Annotated in this window: 11 protein-coding genes and 1 other annotated feature (1 of these 12 only partly in view); of the genes, 1 reads left to right on the top strand and 10 read right to left on the bottom strand. The window is 35.1% G+C overall.

Annotation, left to right across the window (positions count from 1 at the left end; translation table 11 throughout):
* Nucleotides 1-182 (bottom strand) — a binding site (T-box leader); it reaches 44 nt to the left of the window's first position.
* Nucleotides 183-281: 99 nt separating this feature from the next.
* Both C794_RS19050 and guaB read right to left on the bottom strand, forming a co-directional pair.
* On the bottom strand, nt 282-1,625 hold the full coding sequence (locus C794_RS19050) for a serine hydrolase (RefSeq protein ID WP_017798773.1): 1,344 nt from the start codon (nt 1,623-1,625) through the stop codon (nt 282-284).
* A gap of 230 nt (nt 1,626-1,855) precedes the next feature.
* Nucleotides 1,856-3,325 carry an IMP dehydrogenase gene (guaB, locus tag C794_RS19045; RefSeq protein WP_017798772.1) on the bottom strand — a complete coding sequence of 490 codons (1,470 nt, stop codon included), beginning with the start codon at nt 3,323-3,325 and terminating at the stop codon, nt 1,856-1,858.
* Between the two features lie 238 nt (nt 3,326-3,563).
* On the opposite strand from guaB, the gene C794_RS19040 reads away from it, so the two are divergent.
* On the top strand, nt 3,564-4,520 hold the full coding sequence (locus C794_RS19040) for a YaaC family protein (protein WP_017798771.1): 957 nt from the start codon (nt 3,564-3,566) through the stop codon (nt 4,518-4,520).
* Nucleotides 4,521-4,577: 57 nt separating this feature from the next.
* Here C794_RS19040 and C794_RS19035 read toward each other — a convergent pair whose 3' ends face one another.
* The 8 genes from C794_RS19035 to dnaA form a co-directional block, all read right to left on the bottom strand.
* Complete coding sequence (locus C794_RS19035; protein ID WP_017798770.1) at nt 4,578-5,693, bottom strand: HD-GYP domain-containing protein; 1,116 nt, start codon at nt 5,691-5,693, stop codon at nt 4,578-4,580.
* A 72-nt stretch (nt 5,694-5,765) separates the two neighbouring features.
* Nucleotides 5,766-8,276 (bottom strand): DNA gyrase subunit A, encoded by a 2,511-nt coding sequence (gene gyrA, locus C794_RS19030; RefSeq protein WP_017798769.1) that lies wholly within the window; start codon nt 8,274-8,276, stop codon nt 5,766-5,768.
* Nucleotides 8,277-8,379: 103 nt separating this feature from the next.
* On the bottom strand, nt 8,380-10,305 hold the full coding sequence (gene gyrB / locus C794_RS19025; RefSeq protein ID WP_017798768.1) for a DNA topoisomerase (ATP-hydrolyzing) subunit B: 1,926 nt from the start codon (nt 10,303-10,305) through the stop codon (nt 8,380-8,382).
* 97 nt (nt 10,306-10,402) lie between these two features.
* Complete coding sequence (gene remB / locus C794_RS19020; RefSeq protein WP_017798767.1) at nt 10,403-10,684, bottom strand: extracellular matrix regulator RemB; 282 nt, start codon at nt 10,682-10,684, stop codon at nt 10,403-10,405.
* A gap of 35 nt (nt 10,685-10,719) precedes the next feature.
* A complete protein-coding gene (recF, locus tag C794_RS19015; protein ID WP_017798766.1) occupies nt 10,720-11,829 on the bottom strand; it encodes a DNA replication/repair protein RecF in 1,110 nt (369 codons plus the stop codon).
* 2 nt (nt 11,830-11,831) lie between these two features.
* On the bottom strand, nt 11,832-12,053 hold the full coding sequence (gene yaaA, locus C794_RS19010; protein ID WP_011064405.1) for a S4 domain-containing protein YaaA: 222 nt from the start codon (nt 12,051-12,053) through the stop codon (nt 11,832-11,834).
* A gap of 291 nt (nt 12,054-12,344) precedes the next feature.
* Entirely contained in the window at nt 12,345-13,481 is a 1,137-nt protein-coding gene (gene dnaN, locus C794_RS19005; RefSeq protein ID WP_017798765.1) for a DNA polymerase III subunit beta, read from the bottom strand.
* A gap of 186 nt (nt 13,482-13,667) precedes the next feature.
* Nucleotides 13,668-15,011: a chromosomal replication initiator protein DnaA gene (dnaA, locus tag C794_RS19000; RefSeq protein ID WP_017798764.1), complete on the bottom strand. Its 1,344-nt coding sequence runs from the start codon at nt 15,009-15,011 to the stop codon at nt 13,668-13,670.
* Nucleotides 15,012-15,082: the final 71 nt, after the last annotated feature.

Here is a 15,082-nt window from a genome sequence, read left to right as displayed (position 1 = left end):
AGGCATATGTATACCTTCCGGCTCTAATAACTTTTAACGGTGTCTGCCGTGCTTACTTACAGAATTAATTCCTTCATAAGCATGTTCAAGGATGGATTCATTATAGTTGAACGTCAATTTACACCAACCATTGACTCTCTAAAGATCAAACTATCACTACTACTTCCTATCATTACATCTCATTTATTAAGGTATATCATAATCAATTTTTACCAACATTGCAAGACCTTATACAAAAGTTAATAAGATTGCCTAGTTAGTATCGTTCAAAATAGAAAGGATTAGCTAAATAAGCCTTTAATCCAATCCACTGCACTTGTAAATATATTTACAAAGAAGTCTCCAATTGCTTGTAGCGTTAGCATAAACCAATTTGATTTTTCAACTGCTTCATTCGTTACAAGTGTGAACTCTCCTGTATTCGAACCTGCATCACTTATATATCCATAATCTTCGGTTTCACCATCATAGACAAGCTTCGCTGTTCCAATTGCTTCATTTGCTTCAATGGGAGCAATTAATTCACCATCTTCATTCAATCGATCTTGATCTATGTTATATTCTAAATGATATAAATCTTTTTCGTCTGCTTTAATTGGTACACTAACGCTATCTTGAAGTGATATCGACACCTGGTCTTCTTTACCTTTTGCTACCGGTACCGTTTCATTTCCTTCTTCTTGATATCCTGCTGAAAATAGCTCTGTATTTTCAAAATTAGAGAAACCATAGTCTAATAACTTCGCTGTCTCTTCAAATCGTTCGGTTTCACTTCCAGTTTTCATTACTACGGTAATTAATCGTTGTCCATTACGTTCCGCTGTTCCTGTAAAACTATAACCAGCTAAGTCCGTAAAGCCTGTCTTTAACCCATCGACACCTTCGTAATAATACGATGCTAGGTTTTCTCCTTCATGCGGAAGCATGTAGTTCCAGTTATTGATGGTTTGTCCACCAAACGTGGTTTGCGGAATGCTAGAAATTTCTAATGCTTCTTCATAGTCATTAACTAAATGATAGGCTAATAGAGCTGCTGAACGTGCAGATAATAGATTCGTATCGTTTGGGTTTGTTCCCTCCGGATAATTATCACCTAAATCTTCATTATCTAATCCAGTAGAGTTTACAAACTTAAATTCTTGTAAACCCATTTCTTCACCTTTTTCATTCATCATTTTAACAAACTCAGATTCAGAACCAGCAATTAATTCTGCTAATGCAATTGTTGTTGCATTATCGGAGTTAATCGCCATCGCTTCATATAATTCTTTTACTGTATATTCCTGTTGTTGTTTTAATCCAACACCAGAAAAAGAATTATTTGCGGATATACTATATGGATAATCACTAATTTCTGTTGTTGTATCCCACGTGATATTGCCATTTTCAATTGCTTCCCAAACAAGATATTCTGTCATCATTTTTGTCATGCTAGCAGGAGGTAACGCAACATCAGGATTTTTTGCATACAGGACCTTGCCTGTTTCACCATCCACGAGTATTGCTGATTCAGATACTAGGTCTAATTCATTTGCTTGGACAGTTGTTGTGGCTGTCAACATGGATGTAAATACGAGGATGCTTGCTACCGCTAACAGTAAAACTTTGTTTAATTTATTTCTCAATTTCTTGTACCTCCATCATAAGTATCGCTATATTACATAATACTATGTATTCTGCTTAGCACCTTTCATATTTTAACATAGCAGACATAAAAAAAATAGATGAGGATTGTCCCCCCATCTATTTTAATCTAGGAATATGGCAATTGTATGGCAAAGGAAAAATTTATTTACATTTTTATTAAAAAATGATGATATTCACTTTACCAAGTAGTTATTCATGAAGTTTCACTTTATAACGAATAGTTTGGTGCTTCTTTCGTGATTTGTACATCATGTGGATGACTTTCACGTAATCCAGCATTTGTTATACGGATAAATTTACCATCATTACGAAGATCCTCTATTGTTTTTGTACCACAATATCCCATTCCAGAACGTAAACCACCAACAAGCTGATGGAATGTGTCACTCAATGGTCCTTTGTAAGCTACACGGCCTTCAATTCCTTCTGGTACAAGTTTTTTGTTTTCCGATTCACTCTGGAAGTAACGATCTTTTGAACCAGCTTCCATGGCTCCAACCGAGCCCATTCCACGATATACTTTATATTGACGTCCTTGGAAGATTTCTGTTTCTCCCGGGCTTTCTGATACACCTGCGAACATACTTCCAATCATAACTGCATGTGCACCAGCTGCTAGTGCTTTTACAATATCGCCAGAGTATTTAATTCCTCCATCCGCGATAATCGGAACACCATACTCTGCAGCAGCTACAGCACAATCATGAACTGCAGTAATTTGTGGTACCCCTACTCCAGCTACAACACGAGTGGTACAAATAGATCCGGGTCCAATTCCTACTTTAACTACCGATACACCTGCTTCGATTAATGCTTTTGTCCCCTCTGATGTAGCTACATTACCAGCTATGATTTGAAGATCTGGGTATGCTTGACGAATATTTCTTAATTGGTCAAGTACTCCTTGTGAGTGTCCATGAGCTGTATCAATAACAATTGCATCGACTCCAACACTAACTAGTTTTTCAATGCGTTTCATCGCATCGCCAGTTACACCTACAGCTGCTCCTACGATTAATCTTCCTTGAGCATCTTTCGCTGAATTTGGGAATTCAATGACTTTCTCAATATCTTTAATTGTAATAAGTCCTTTTAATATATCTTGATTATCTACCAGTGGAAGTTTTTCAATTTTATATTTCTGAAGTAACTTTTCTGCTTCTTCTAAGGTTGTTCCTACAGGAGCAGTTACAAGATTTTCACTTGTCATTACTTCTGAAATAGAGATCGAATAATCTTGTATAAAACGAAGATCACGATTCGTTAAAATACCGACAAGTTTTTGTTCTTCAATATTGTTTACAATTGGAACACCAGAAATACGAAACTTACCCATTAAATGCTCTGCATCATAAACTTGATGCTCTGGAGTTAAAAAGAATGGATTCGTAATGACACCACTCTCAGAACGTTTTACTTTATCTACCTGTTCCGCTTGATCTTCAATCGACATATTTTTATGAATAACACCAAATCCACCTTGACGTGCCATTGCAATCGCCATTTCAGCTTCTGTAACTGTATCCATACCAGCACTAATGAATGGAGATTTTAATTTAAGCGTAGAAGTCAATTCAACACTTAAATCTACTTGATTTGGCAATACTTCCGATTTTGCAGGCATTAATAATACATCATCAAAGGTTAATCCTTCTTTTGCAAACTTGTCTTCTCTCATTTTTACTTCCTCCTTTTATATTTGAATTCCCATATTTTAACCGCTTTTGCAATTATAGCTAATAGCGGTAATATCATTTTCTAGGCATGAATAATGCCAGTAATCTCGCTCAAACTAAAAGTACTAACAAAGCTATTTTTATTTACATTACTCTATATTTTTCGCTTTTTCAAGAAGATAAATTTGTAAAAAAGAAGAACTGTAATTCAAAATATTATGATAGTTATGAGGTTGGAGAATGATGGAAACAAATCAGTTGTTTACACATTTAAGTGCTCAAGAAAATGCACAGTCATTTTTACATAAATGTTATCAAAATATCGATGGACAAACGAAAAAAAGCTATCAAAATGGCACAACGTTTATGCACTATATTCAACACGGCATACAGTTTTATAAAAGTGGAGAAGAAAGCAGTCCAATTGTAAGACCGGTTCTTTATTTTTATGGCATGGTCCATCTCTTAAAAGGATGGTTATTAACCAAGCGTGCGGATTATCCTGAAAGTACTGCATTACTTGCCCATGGAGTAACTTCAAGAAAGCGAAAACGAAAGGATTATCAGTTTTTTGATGATGAAGTCAAGATTCAACAACAAGGACTTTTCCCATATTTTGCAAAACATATGTATCACTTCAACCCTTTTCCTTTGGAGAAAGCAACCATGCGATTATTATTAGCTAACATTCCTGAATTACATGTGTTATGGAACTATCAACAACGGAAAACATTAATTGATATAGGGGAAATTAATAGTGACCAATTATTATTTCCTACATCGATATTAGATCGTTTTCATTTGACACGAAATGCATTTGTACAGCGTATTCAACCTTTCCTTCCACCTATTAAGAGGGTTAGTGAACAAACTACTTTGTTTAGAATCGATTTACGAGAAGGAATAATGCAAGCTAATGGTCCATTTTTTGTTCATATGGATAATCAACGATTATATTTTCCTGCATCACGGGATATTTACTTTCCATACTCGGAAATAATCGTACATTATTTAATTTTGTATAATTTGAGTATGCTTTGTCGTTATGAGACAGAGTGGTGGGGCGAATTAATGGTATCAAAAGCAGATAGTGCTTATCCAATGATTGATCATTTTTTAGAAATTACGAGAAGGAAAATTCCTTATTTAATAGAGAAAGAGCTCCATTCTATTTATTCTGCATGTAACGAGAAGTAATTAATCTCTTTTTGAATACTATAAGAGATACCAATAAAATAGAATAGGCTCATCATTTTAGCCAATTATCTTATCTATATATAATTCCGGAAGCTGTTCTAACGAGAATATATCATCGCTGTCATTACTTTTTACAATCGGACGTGTTGGTTCTTGTTTATTTACAAATACAATTTCTCCAGTAATTCCGTTATTTAGTACTACTTTTGAATTTTCTAACCAGTTAGAGAAGATATTCAGAAATGTGTTCACTACGTCTGGATCATATAAACGAATCGTGCTAATATGTAATTCCTCTATTACATTCACGAGATTCCTTGCCTTACGATAACAGGTCGTGGTTGCCATTGCATGATAAGAATCCGCAACTGCTATAATCCGAGCATAAGGGTGTACTTTATTTAACGTCATGCCTAAAGGATATCCTTCTCCATTGCCCCGTTCGTGATGTTGTAAAACAGCGAGTTGTACTCCACTTGTTAAAGAAGGAAGATCTTTGATCATGGCATAACTTGTTTGTGGGTGTTTTTTGATATTTTTGAATTCTTCGGATGTTAAAGATCCTTGTTTTTGAATTACATCTGTATCCATTTTCGCCATTCCACAATCACAAAGAACTCCAGCCAACCCAACTTGAATCCATTCCCCTCGTCGATAGCCCATTTCCTTCGCGATGAACGCCGATATCAATGAAGTTGCTACACTATGATGAAAAATGTATTCGTCAGAACGTGCATAATGATGCAGAGAGAAAATCACATTGGCATCTATGTTCTCTAATTCCTCTAGCAAGGGAATAATAGCATTTCGTAAATCTGGTATAGAAATAGGCATAGATTGTTGCCATTGTAAAAATTGTTCTTTAAAGACATTTACAACATTTTTATACACTTTGAGAAAGTATTTATATCCATTTTCCTTATCCTGTATAGAAGCAGAACGAATATTATCTACTGCTTTCTTTTCTTCTGTTTGTTCTTTTACTTTCTTACTCGGTTTATTACCAGATAACGGCTCATCAATTTCGACAGTATCGATTAGAAATTTACGAATCATTTGGATTTGATGTTCTGTGAGTTCTGTCCCTTTTAATGCAATTGGCCGATTGGATTTACCGATAATATCTTTTTGTAATACATATCCAGGCATGAGATGTGAAGTCTTCACTTTCATATAACATTTCCCCCTAAGATAGATAATATGGAAGTGCTGCCTCTATTAACATAAGAGACAGCACTTCATTAACTATTCGTTATCTTCGTTTGACTCTGTTGATGAATCCGTTGTTTCTCCTTCTACTACTTCAATATCCTCGACTTCTTCTTCATCTTTTTCTATACGAGTAACCGTAGCTACTTCTTCACCATCCTGCAATCGAATTAAGTGAACCCCTTTTGTATTTCTACCCGTTTGTGAAATGTCCTGCACTTGTATTCGGATTAATACACCGGCAATAGTAATTAACATTAAGTCTTCGTCGCCATTTACTGCTTTCACAGCAACAACATATCCCGTCTTTTCATCTATTTTACAAGTAAATACCCCTTTACCTCCACGATTAATACGACGGTATTCTGCTTCATCGGTTTGTTTACCGAATCCTTTGTTGGTAACATGAAGAATTTTAGATCCTGGTTCTATAATTTCCATGGAAACAACGACATCATCGCCACGTAAGGAAATTCCTTTTACACCAGCAGCAGTTCGTCCCATAGACCGAATTTGTGTTTCTTCAAAACGAATAAGATAACCATTCTTCGTTGCTATCATTATTTCTTTTTGGCCATCAGTCAGACGAACAGAAATGAGTTCATCATCTTCCCTAAGGTTAACAGCAATTAATCCACCTTTACGGATATTACGGAATTTCTCAAGTGTTGTACGCTTCGCAATTCCATGTTTTGTTGTAAAGAATAAGTATGCTTCTTCATCAAATTGATTAACTGATATTACAGCATTTACCCATTCTCCTTTTTCAACTTGAAGGAGGTTGATAATCGGTATTCCTTTTGCAGTTCGGCTGAACTCCGGAATTTCATATCCTTTCGCCTTATATACCTTCCCTTTGTTGGTAAAGAAGAGGATCGTATCATGTGTAGAAGTAGATACTAGATGTTCTACAAAATCATCCTCATTGGTACCCATTCCTTGTATTCCGCGTCCACCACGTTTTTGTGTGCGGTACGTAGATGCAGGTAATCGCTTGATATAACCTTGATGAGTTAACGTTATTACGATATTTTCTTCTGGAATAAGATCTTCATCTTCAAAGAATCCTGCTCCACCTGCTACTATTTCTGTTCTTCGATCTTCTTTATATTTTTCTTTGATCTCCATTAATTCTTCACGAATGATTTCTAATACTTTTTCTTCATCCGCTAAAATTGCTTTTAATTCTTCAATCAAAGCCTTAAGCTCTTTATATTCATCTTCAATTTTTTCTCGTTCTAATCCAGTTAAACGTTGAAGACGCATATCTAAGATAGCTTGTGCTTGTTTCTCACTTAACTTAAATCTTTCCATTAAGCCTTCGCGGGCAATATCCGCTGTCTTTGAACTACGGATTAATTCGATTACTTCATCCAAGTGATCAAGTGCTATGCGTAGACCTTCTAGAATATGTGCACGTGCTTCCGCTTTATTTAATTCAAATTGCGTACGACGTTTTATGATGACTTTTTGATGCTCTAAGTAGTAGCTAAGACATTGCTTTATATTAAGAACTCTTGGTTGTCCATCTACAAGTGCTAGCATATTGATGCCAAAGGTAGTTTGTAGGGACGTATGCTTATATAAATTATTAAGTACAACATTCGCATTTGCATCACGTCTTAATTCAATGACAATACGCATTCCATTACGATCAGATTCATCACGCAGATCGGTGATACCTTCCACTTTCTTATCACGTACTAATTCTGCTATTTTTTCGATTAGCTTTGCTTTGTTAACCTGGTAAGGTAACTCAGTGACAATAATTGTTTCTTTATCATTTTTACCTTGTTCAATATTCAATTTCGCACGAATAGTAATCGATCCTTTACCAGTCTCATATGCTTTTCGAATACCGCTTCGTCCTAATATTTGTGCCGCTGTTGGAAAATCAGGTCCTGGAAGATGATTTTCCATTATTTCGTCTATAGTAATGTCAGGATTTTGACTAACGGCTAATACAGCATCAATTGTTTCACCTAAATGATGAGGTGGGATATTCGTCGCCATACCAACTGCAATTCCAGATGTACCATTTACTAGTAAATTAGGAAAACGTGCTGGAAATACAACAGGCTCTCTTTCTGTACCGTCATAGTTATCTTGATAATCGATCGTGTCTTTATTAATATCACGAATTAATTCCATGGAAATTTTAGACATACGAGCTTCGGTATAACGCATTGCCGCTGCTGAGTCACCATCGACAGAACCGAAGTTTCCGTGACCATCTACTAACATATATCGATAACTAAAATCTTGAGCCATACGTACCATCGTTTCATATACAGCAGAATCACCATGTGGGTGATATTTACCAATAACTTCACCGACAATACGAGCTGACTTTTTATATGCTTTATCTGAATGCATACCTAAGTCATTCATCGCATAAAGAATACGACGATGAACTGGTTTCATTCCATCACGTACATCTGGTAATGCACGAGATACAATTACACTCATCGCATAATCAAGGAATGATGTACGCATTTCATTACTTATATTTATTTCCGATACTCTCGGACGATTTATATCTGCCATTCTTTCAATACCTCCCAATCACTAAGTGCAACTTAGTGATTTCCTTCAATCGATCTTCCGTTATCTATTTAATCCTTTATATTAAAACAAGAAAATACTAAGGTTAAATATCTAAGTTCTTCACATACTGTGCATTTTCTTCGATAAAGATTCGACGTGGCTCTACTTTGTCACCCATTAACATATCGAATACTTGGTCAGCATCAATCGCATCGCTTAACTCTACTTGCAGGAGTGTACGAGTATCTGGATCCATCGTTGTATCCCATAATTGATCTGCGTTCATTTCTCCTAGACCTTTATAACGTTGGATATTTGGTTTTGGTGCTTTTGGAATTTCGTCTAATATCCGATCCAATTCTTTATCATTATACGCATAATTCACCGTTTTTCCTTGCTTTATTTGATAAAGTGGTGGTTGGGCGATATAAATATAGCCGTGTTCAATAAGTGGACGCATATATCGGTAGAAGAAAGTTAATAATAATGTTCGAATATGTGCGCCATCTACATCCGCATCTGTCATGATAACGATTTTGTGATAACGTGCTTTGGAAATATCGAATTCTTCACCAACACCACTTCCTAAAGCTGTTATCATGGCACGTACTTCATTATTAGATAAAATACGATCCAAACGTGCTTTTTCAACGTTTAAAATTTTACCTCTCAATGGGAGGATTGCTTGGAAATGACGATCCCTTCCTGATTTTGCGGAACCTCCGGCTGAGTCCCCCTCTACAATATATAGTTCACTTATAGAGGCATCCCGTGAGGAACAGTCAGCTAACTTACCAGGTAAATTCGATATTTCTAAGTTACTTTTACGACGTGTAAGTTCTCTTGCTTTTTTTGCTGCAAGACGTGCCCGTGACGCCATCAATCCTTTTTCTACAATGATTTTTGCTATAGAAGGATTTTCATATAAAAATTTAGAAAATGTTTCAGAAAAGACTCCATCTGTAATCGCACGAACTTCACTATTTCCAAGTTTTGTCTTTGTTTGTCCTTCAAATTGCGGATCTGGATGCTTAATAGAAACGATCGTTGTCATTCCTTCACGAACATCGTCTCCAGATAAGTTCGAATCTCCATCCTTGATTAAACCGTTTTTCTTCGCATAATCATTTATGATACGTGTCAAACCACTACGGAAACCGACTTCATGTGATCCACCTTCATACGTATGGATATTGTTCGCAAATGAATATAAACTGCTTGCAAATCCATCATTGTATTGAATAGCTACCTCTACAGAAATCCCTTGGTCTTCTCCTTCTGCAAAGAAAGGCTCATGAAGAACTTCTTTATTTTTATTAATAAATTCAACATAAGAACTTATTCCGCCCTCATAGTGATACGTCACTTGTTCTTTGTCCGTACGTTTATCTTCAATCGAGATTTTTAATCCTTTATTTAAAAATGCAAGCTCACGAAGACGTTGCTCCAATGTATCAAAGTTATATTCTGTTGTTTCTGTGAAGATTTCTGAATCTGGTCTAAAGTGAGTTACAGTACCAGTAATATCGGTATCTCCAATCACTTCAATTTCTCCATCAGGAACACCTTTTTTGAAAGATAGAAAATGAACTTTCCCATCACGATGTACGTATACTTCTAATTCACTAGAAAGTGCATTTACAACTGATGCCCCTACGCCGTGTAATCCGCCAGAAACCTTATAACCGCCTCCACCGAATTTACCACCAGCATGTAGTACAGTCATAATTACTTCAAGTGCCGGTCTTCCAGTTTTTTGTTGGATATCAACTGGAATACCACGTCCATTATCCTTTACTGTAATACTATTATCTTCTTCAACCACTACTTCAATATGGTCACAATAGCCTGCCAATGCTTCATCAATACTATTATCGACGATTTCCCAAACTAAATGATGGAGCCCTTTTTCACTAGTTGAGCCGATATACATACCAGGTCTTTTTCTTACTGCTTCTAATCCTTCAAGAACTTGTATCTGATCTGCACCATATTCTTGGTTTTCCGTAATTTTATCTTCCATAGACATCTTCTCACACTCATTTCTGTTGAAATACACTTAAATAGGAGACCGATCTTTGTCGGTGTCCTTCTATTCGGAAGCTTATTTTCTATATTTAAAACGATTAAATGGATAGTTCATCTGAATAATCATCCAGTTTGTTAATCGTGGATATCATACTTGAACGTTTTTTTAACGTTGAAACGGACAATGAGCTAAAATACACATGATCTTCCGTTAGCATAATCGATTTAGCATTTTTTCTTGGGCCAGAGACTTTTTTAATTTTTTCCCAAGCCTCAATCATTTCATCAACAATGGAAGATGACGAAAGTAGATTGCAATCAATAATGGCTACGATCTCCTTTGTTCGAATGACATTTCCGTTTCCAATATGGATAAACATAAATCGTCACTTCCTTTTAATTTATTTCTGCTAATTTAATTAACTACACCATTGGTAACTCGAAATAGCTCTGCTTGTTGTAATGTCTCATGATGAATACCTTCCACACTTGTCGTTGATACAAATGTTTGTACTTTACCTTGAATGGTATTAAGTAAATGCGATTGGCGATAATCATCTAATTCACTTAGAACATCATCTAATAGCAAGATAGGATACTCCCCAACCTCTTGATAAATCAGCTCTATTTCCGCCAATTTAATCGATAAAGCAGTTGTGCGCTGCTGACCTTGTGAACCGTAAGTTTGAACATCTTTTCCATTCACATAAAAAATCAAATCATCTCGATGTGGGCCAACTAAAGTGGTTCCACGCTCTATCTCCTTTTGCTTTACATCAGAAAACTTCATTTGATATATATTACCTATTTTTTCCTTATTTGCCTCTTCTGATACTTCAATTGTTGGACTATATTGAATTTCGAGTTGCTCTAATTCTCGACTTATTCCTCTATGAATCGGTTCTGCCCATTTTCTTAACAATTCTAAGTAAATAAAACGTCGTTCCAATAAAATAGAAGCATGTTCAATCAATTGATCGGTTAATACTTCTAACATGGTCGTATCGGAATTTGGTTTTCGTTGTAATTGTTTTAATAAATGGTTTCGTTGTTTCAATACTTTTTGATACTGGGCTAAATGATAAATATAGGTTGGCTGTATTTGACCAAGTTCCATGTCCATAAAGCGTCGTCGAATTTGGGGAGCACCTTTGACAATTGTCAGATCCTCTGGAGCAAACATCACGACATTGACCGATCCAATATAGTCGCTTAAACGATGTTGCTCAAGGTGATTGACCTTTGCTTTTTTTCCTTTGGAAGTTATGGAGATTTGCAACGGTACAGATTGATTTCTTTTTGTAATTCTACCTTCTATTTTAGCATAATCTTTATCCCATTGAATTAATTCTTTTTCTCTAGGAGTACGGTGACTGCGTGCAAATGATAGAACATAAATAGCTTCCATTAAATTGGTTTTACCTTGAGCATTCTCACCGATAATCACATTAATTTGATCATCAAATGCTATCTCCAGTTGGTCATAATTCCGATAATTCGTTAGTTCTAATTTTTCAATATGCATGCTTAGTCCTCTTTAATCACGATATATGAACCAATGCCCTGAATTTCTACGACATCTTTTGGATATAGCTTTCTTCCTCGTCTTTGTTCGAGATGTCCATTTACTAAGGCACCTTCTTCTTGAAGGAAAGTCTTAACCATCCCTCCAGATTCCAAGAAATTTAAAAGCTTAATTAATTGTCCTAAAGTAATATACTCCGTGTCTATTTGTATTTGTTCGTGCATGTTTATCACCAAATTCTTTTTGTATTTTAAAACCGTATATACTTTAAAAGTCTTATATATCTATTCTACTAAAGATTTGCTCGAAAAGGAAGTTTACCTCTCAAAATATACAAAAACGCCTTAAAATGGCTTAATTTTGCTTTTTTAATTCTACTCCCATCATAATTTAGCAAACTGAACAGAAGAAATTACTTCTTTAATCTACTTTTTATTAAGCTTTTCCAGTACCTCTACCTAAAATGAAAAGAAGCCCTTATGTTGAAAGAGCTTCTTCCCATATTATTAGATTGATTAATAAGTTCTTACAGGTAAGATGAGTTGTAAGATAGAGTCATCTCCTACTGGTCGTATGATAAATGGACGCATTGCGCCAGTAAACTCAATTTGGACTTCATCATATTCGATTGCTTTTAATGCATCAATCATATATTTAGAGCTAAATGAAATTTTAACCTCTTCACCTTCCATTTGATCAGCTGTAATCTCTTCAACAACGTTTCCAACTTCTGGTGAATTACTGGAGATCTCGATCATTGAATTACCTGGTGCGTTAAATTTTACCACATTATTTCTTTCTTCTTTTGCCAATAATGAAGCACGATCAATTGTACCTAACAATTCTTTAGTTTTTACTTGAATTTTTGTCTTACTCTGTTCAGGAATCAGTCTAGAAGTCTCAGGATAATTTCCATCAAGCAGTCTTGAAAGGAAGTTTAAGTGCTTGGTTCGGAATAAAATTTGATTATTTGTCACACTAATTTCTACGGTCTCTTCGGAATCAGCGAGAATTTTATTTAGTTCATTTAGACTTTTTCCAGGTACAACAATTTGTGATACTTCCATAGGTGCATTGGAAACTGGAATTTCTCTTCTAGCTAAACGATGACTATCTGTTGCCGTGAACGAAAGTAAATTATCCACAAGTTTCATATTTACACCCGTTAAAATGGGACGAGTTTCCATTGTGGATACCGCAAATACGGTTTGTTTAATCATGCTTTTTAAAAGATCAATTGGTAATTCAAAGCTATTTTCTGTTTGAACTTTTGGTAACTGTGGATATTCTTCTGCGCTTTGTCCATTTAGATTAAATTCTGCTTTTCCAGAAGTAATTCGTACATTTAATTGGTCATCTACTACAATATCAACGGTACTTTCTGGTAGTTTTCTAACAATATCAGGAAAGTATTTTGCTTGGAGTATAATTGTTCCTTCTTCGATATTCTCAACATGAATAATACCTTCTTCTTCGGTTGGAATATAATATTCAATTGAAATATCAGAATCACTTCCAGTTAAAGTAACTCCATGATTTTTTACTTCAATTTTCATACCTGTCAAAATTGGAATTACCGTTCTTGCAGAAATGGCCTTCATTACATTTGATACACCATTAATTAACTTATCTCGTTGAATTGTAAATCTCATTTCATTTCCCTCCTAATTTGGAAGTTATATTTATTATTTTTATTTATAAAATACAGTAATAATAATAATAGGGCTTGTGATTATGTGGATAACTACTATTTTTGTATTTTACAAAAGGTTTTCCATATGTGGATAAACTGTGCATGAGTGTGACGCATTTTACACAGTATACACATGAGGATATCTCTATAATGATTTAAGCTTTTCTTTTAATTCTTCTATATCTCTATCTAATTCTGTATCTTGTTCTAGCATTTTCGATATTTTTTCATGAGCATGAATGACAGTAGTATGATCACGACCGCCAAATTCTTCTCCGATTTTAGGCAAGGAAGCATCGGTTAATTCTCTCGATAAATACATAGCTATCTGCCTAGGAAATGCGATAGACTTTGTCCGTTTTTTCGCTGCGAAATCTTCCAAACGAATGTGATAGCGTTCTGCAACTATTTCTTGAATAGCTGGTATGGTAATTTCTTTTGGTTTACTACTAGGAATAATATCTTTTAAAGCATCCGCTGCTAACGAAGCATCGATATCTTGATTAACCAATGATGAATAAGCTACCACTCTAATTAATGCACCTTCTAGTTCGCGAATATTTGTATTAATTTGATTTGCAATGTAGAGCATCACTTCATTTGGTATATCGAGCCCTTCTGCTTTTGCTTTCTTATTGAGAATTGCGATCCGTGTCTCTAAGTCTGGAGGAGTAATATCGGTAATTAATCCCCACTCAAAACGTGAACGCAATCGATCTTCTAAAGTTGGAATTTCTTTTGGTGGTCGATCACTAGAGATAATAATTTGTTTACTTTCACCGTGCAATGCATTAAATGTATGGAAAAATTCTTCTTGTGTAGATTCTTTCCCAGCAATAAATTGAATATCATCAATTAATAAAACATCAATATTTCTATATTTATTACGAAAATGATTGGATTTATTATCCATAATTGCGTTAATAAACTCATTTGTAAATTTTTCTGATGTTAAGTAAACGACCTTAGCATTTGGATTATGATCTCGAACATAATGACCAATAGCGTGCATTAAATGTGTTTTACCTAAGCCAACTCCTCCATAAATAAATAAAGGATTATATGCTTTTGCAGGAGCTTCAGCTACAGCTAACGAAGCAGCGTGAGCGAAACGATTACCAGCGCCAATAACAAATGTATCAAATGTATATTTAGAATTAAGCATCGATTTTGGTGAATCACCTGCATCTGCAGACTGTTTTGGTTTTGGCATGGGTTTTTGTTCTTCAATTTCCTCTAATGAATCTGGAATGATAAATTTTGTATTTAATTCAGACCCAGTTACTTCAAGCAACATTTGCGAAATTAGGTTCGTATATTGGTTTTCTAGCCAATCTCTTGCAAATTCATTAGGTGCAGAAATAATAAGGGTATCTTTTTCTAATGCTTCTGCTTTGGTATTTTTAAGCCACGTATCAAAACTAGGTTTACTCAATTTTTCTTCAATTTTTTTTAATGTAGCGCTCCATAATTCTTCAATATTTTCCAAAGTAATGCTCACTCCTTTCCTAATTTAATCATGACAGAAAAAGCCTCTCTCAATCTAAAAAGATGGAAAGG

Origin of the sequence: Oceanobacillus kimchii X50, from assembly GCF_000340475.1 — a bacterium.
Lineage (GTDB): Bacteria > Bacillota > Bacilli > Bacillales > Amphibacillaceae > Oceanobacillus > Oceanobacillus kimchii.
The sequence above is the reverse complement of the archived record's forward strand: the minus strand, read 5'-3'. Positions and strand labels throughout refer to the sequence as shown.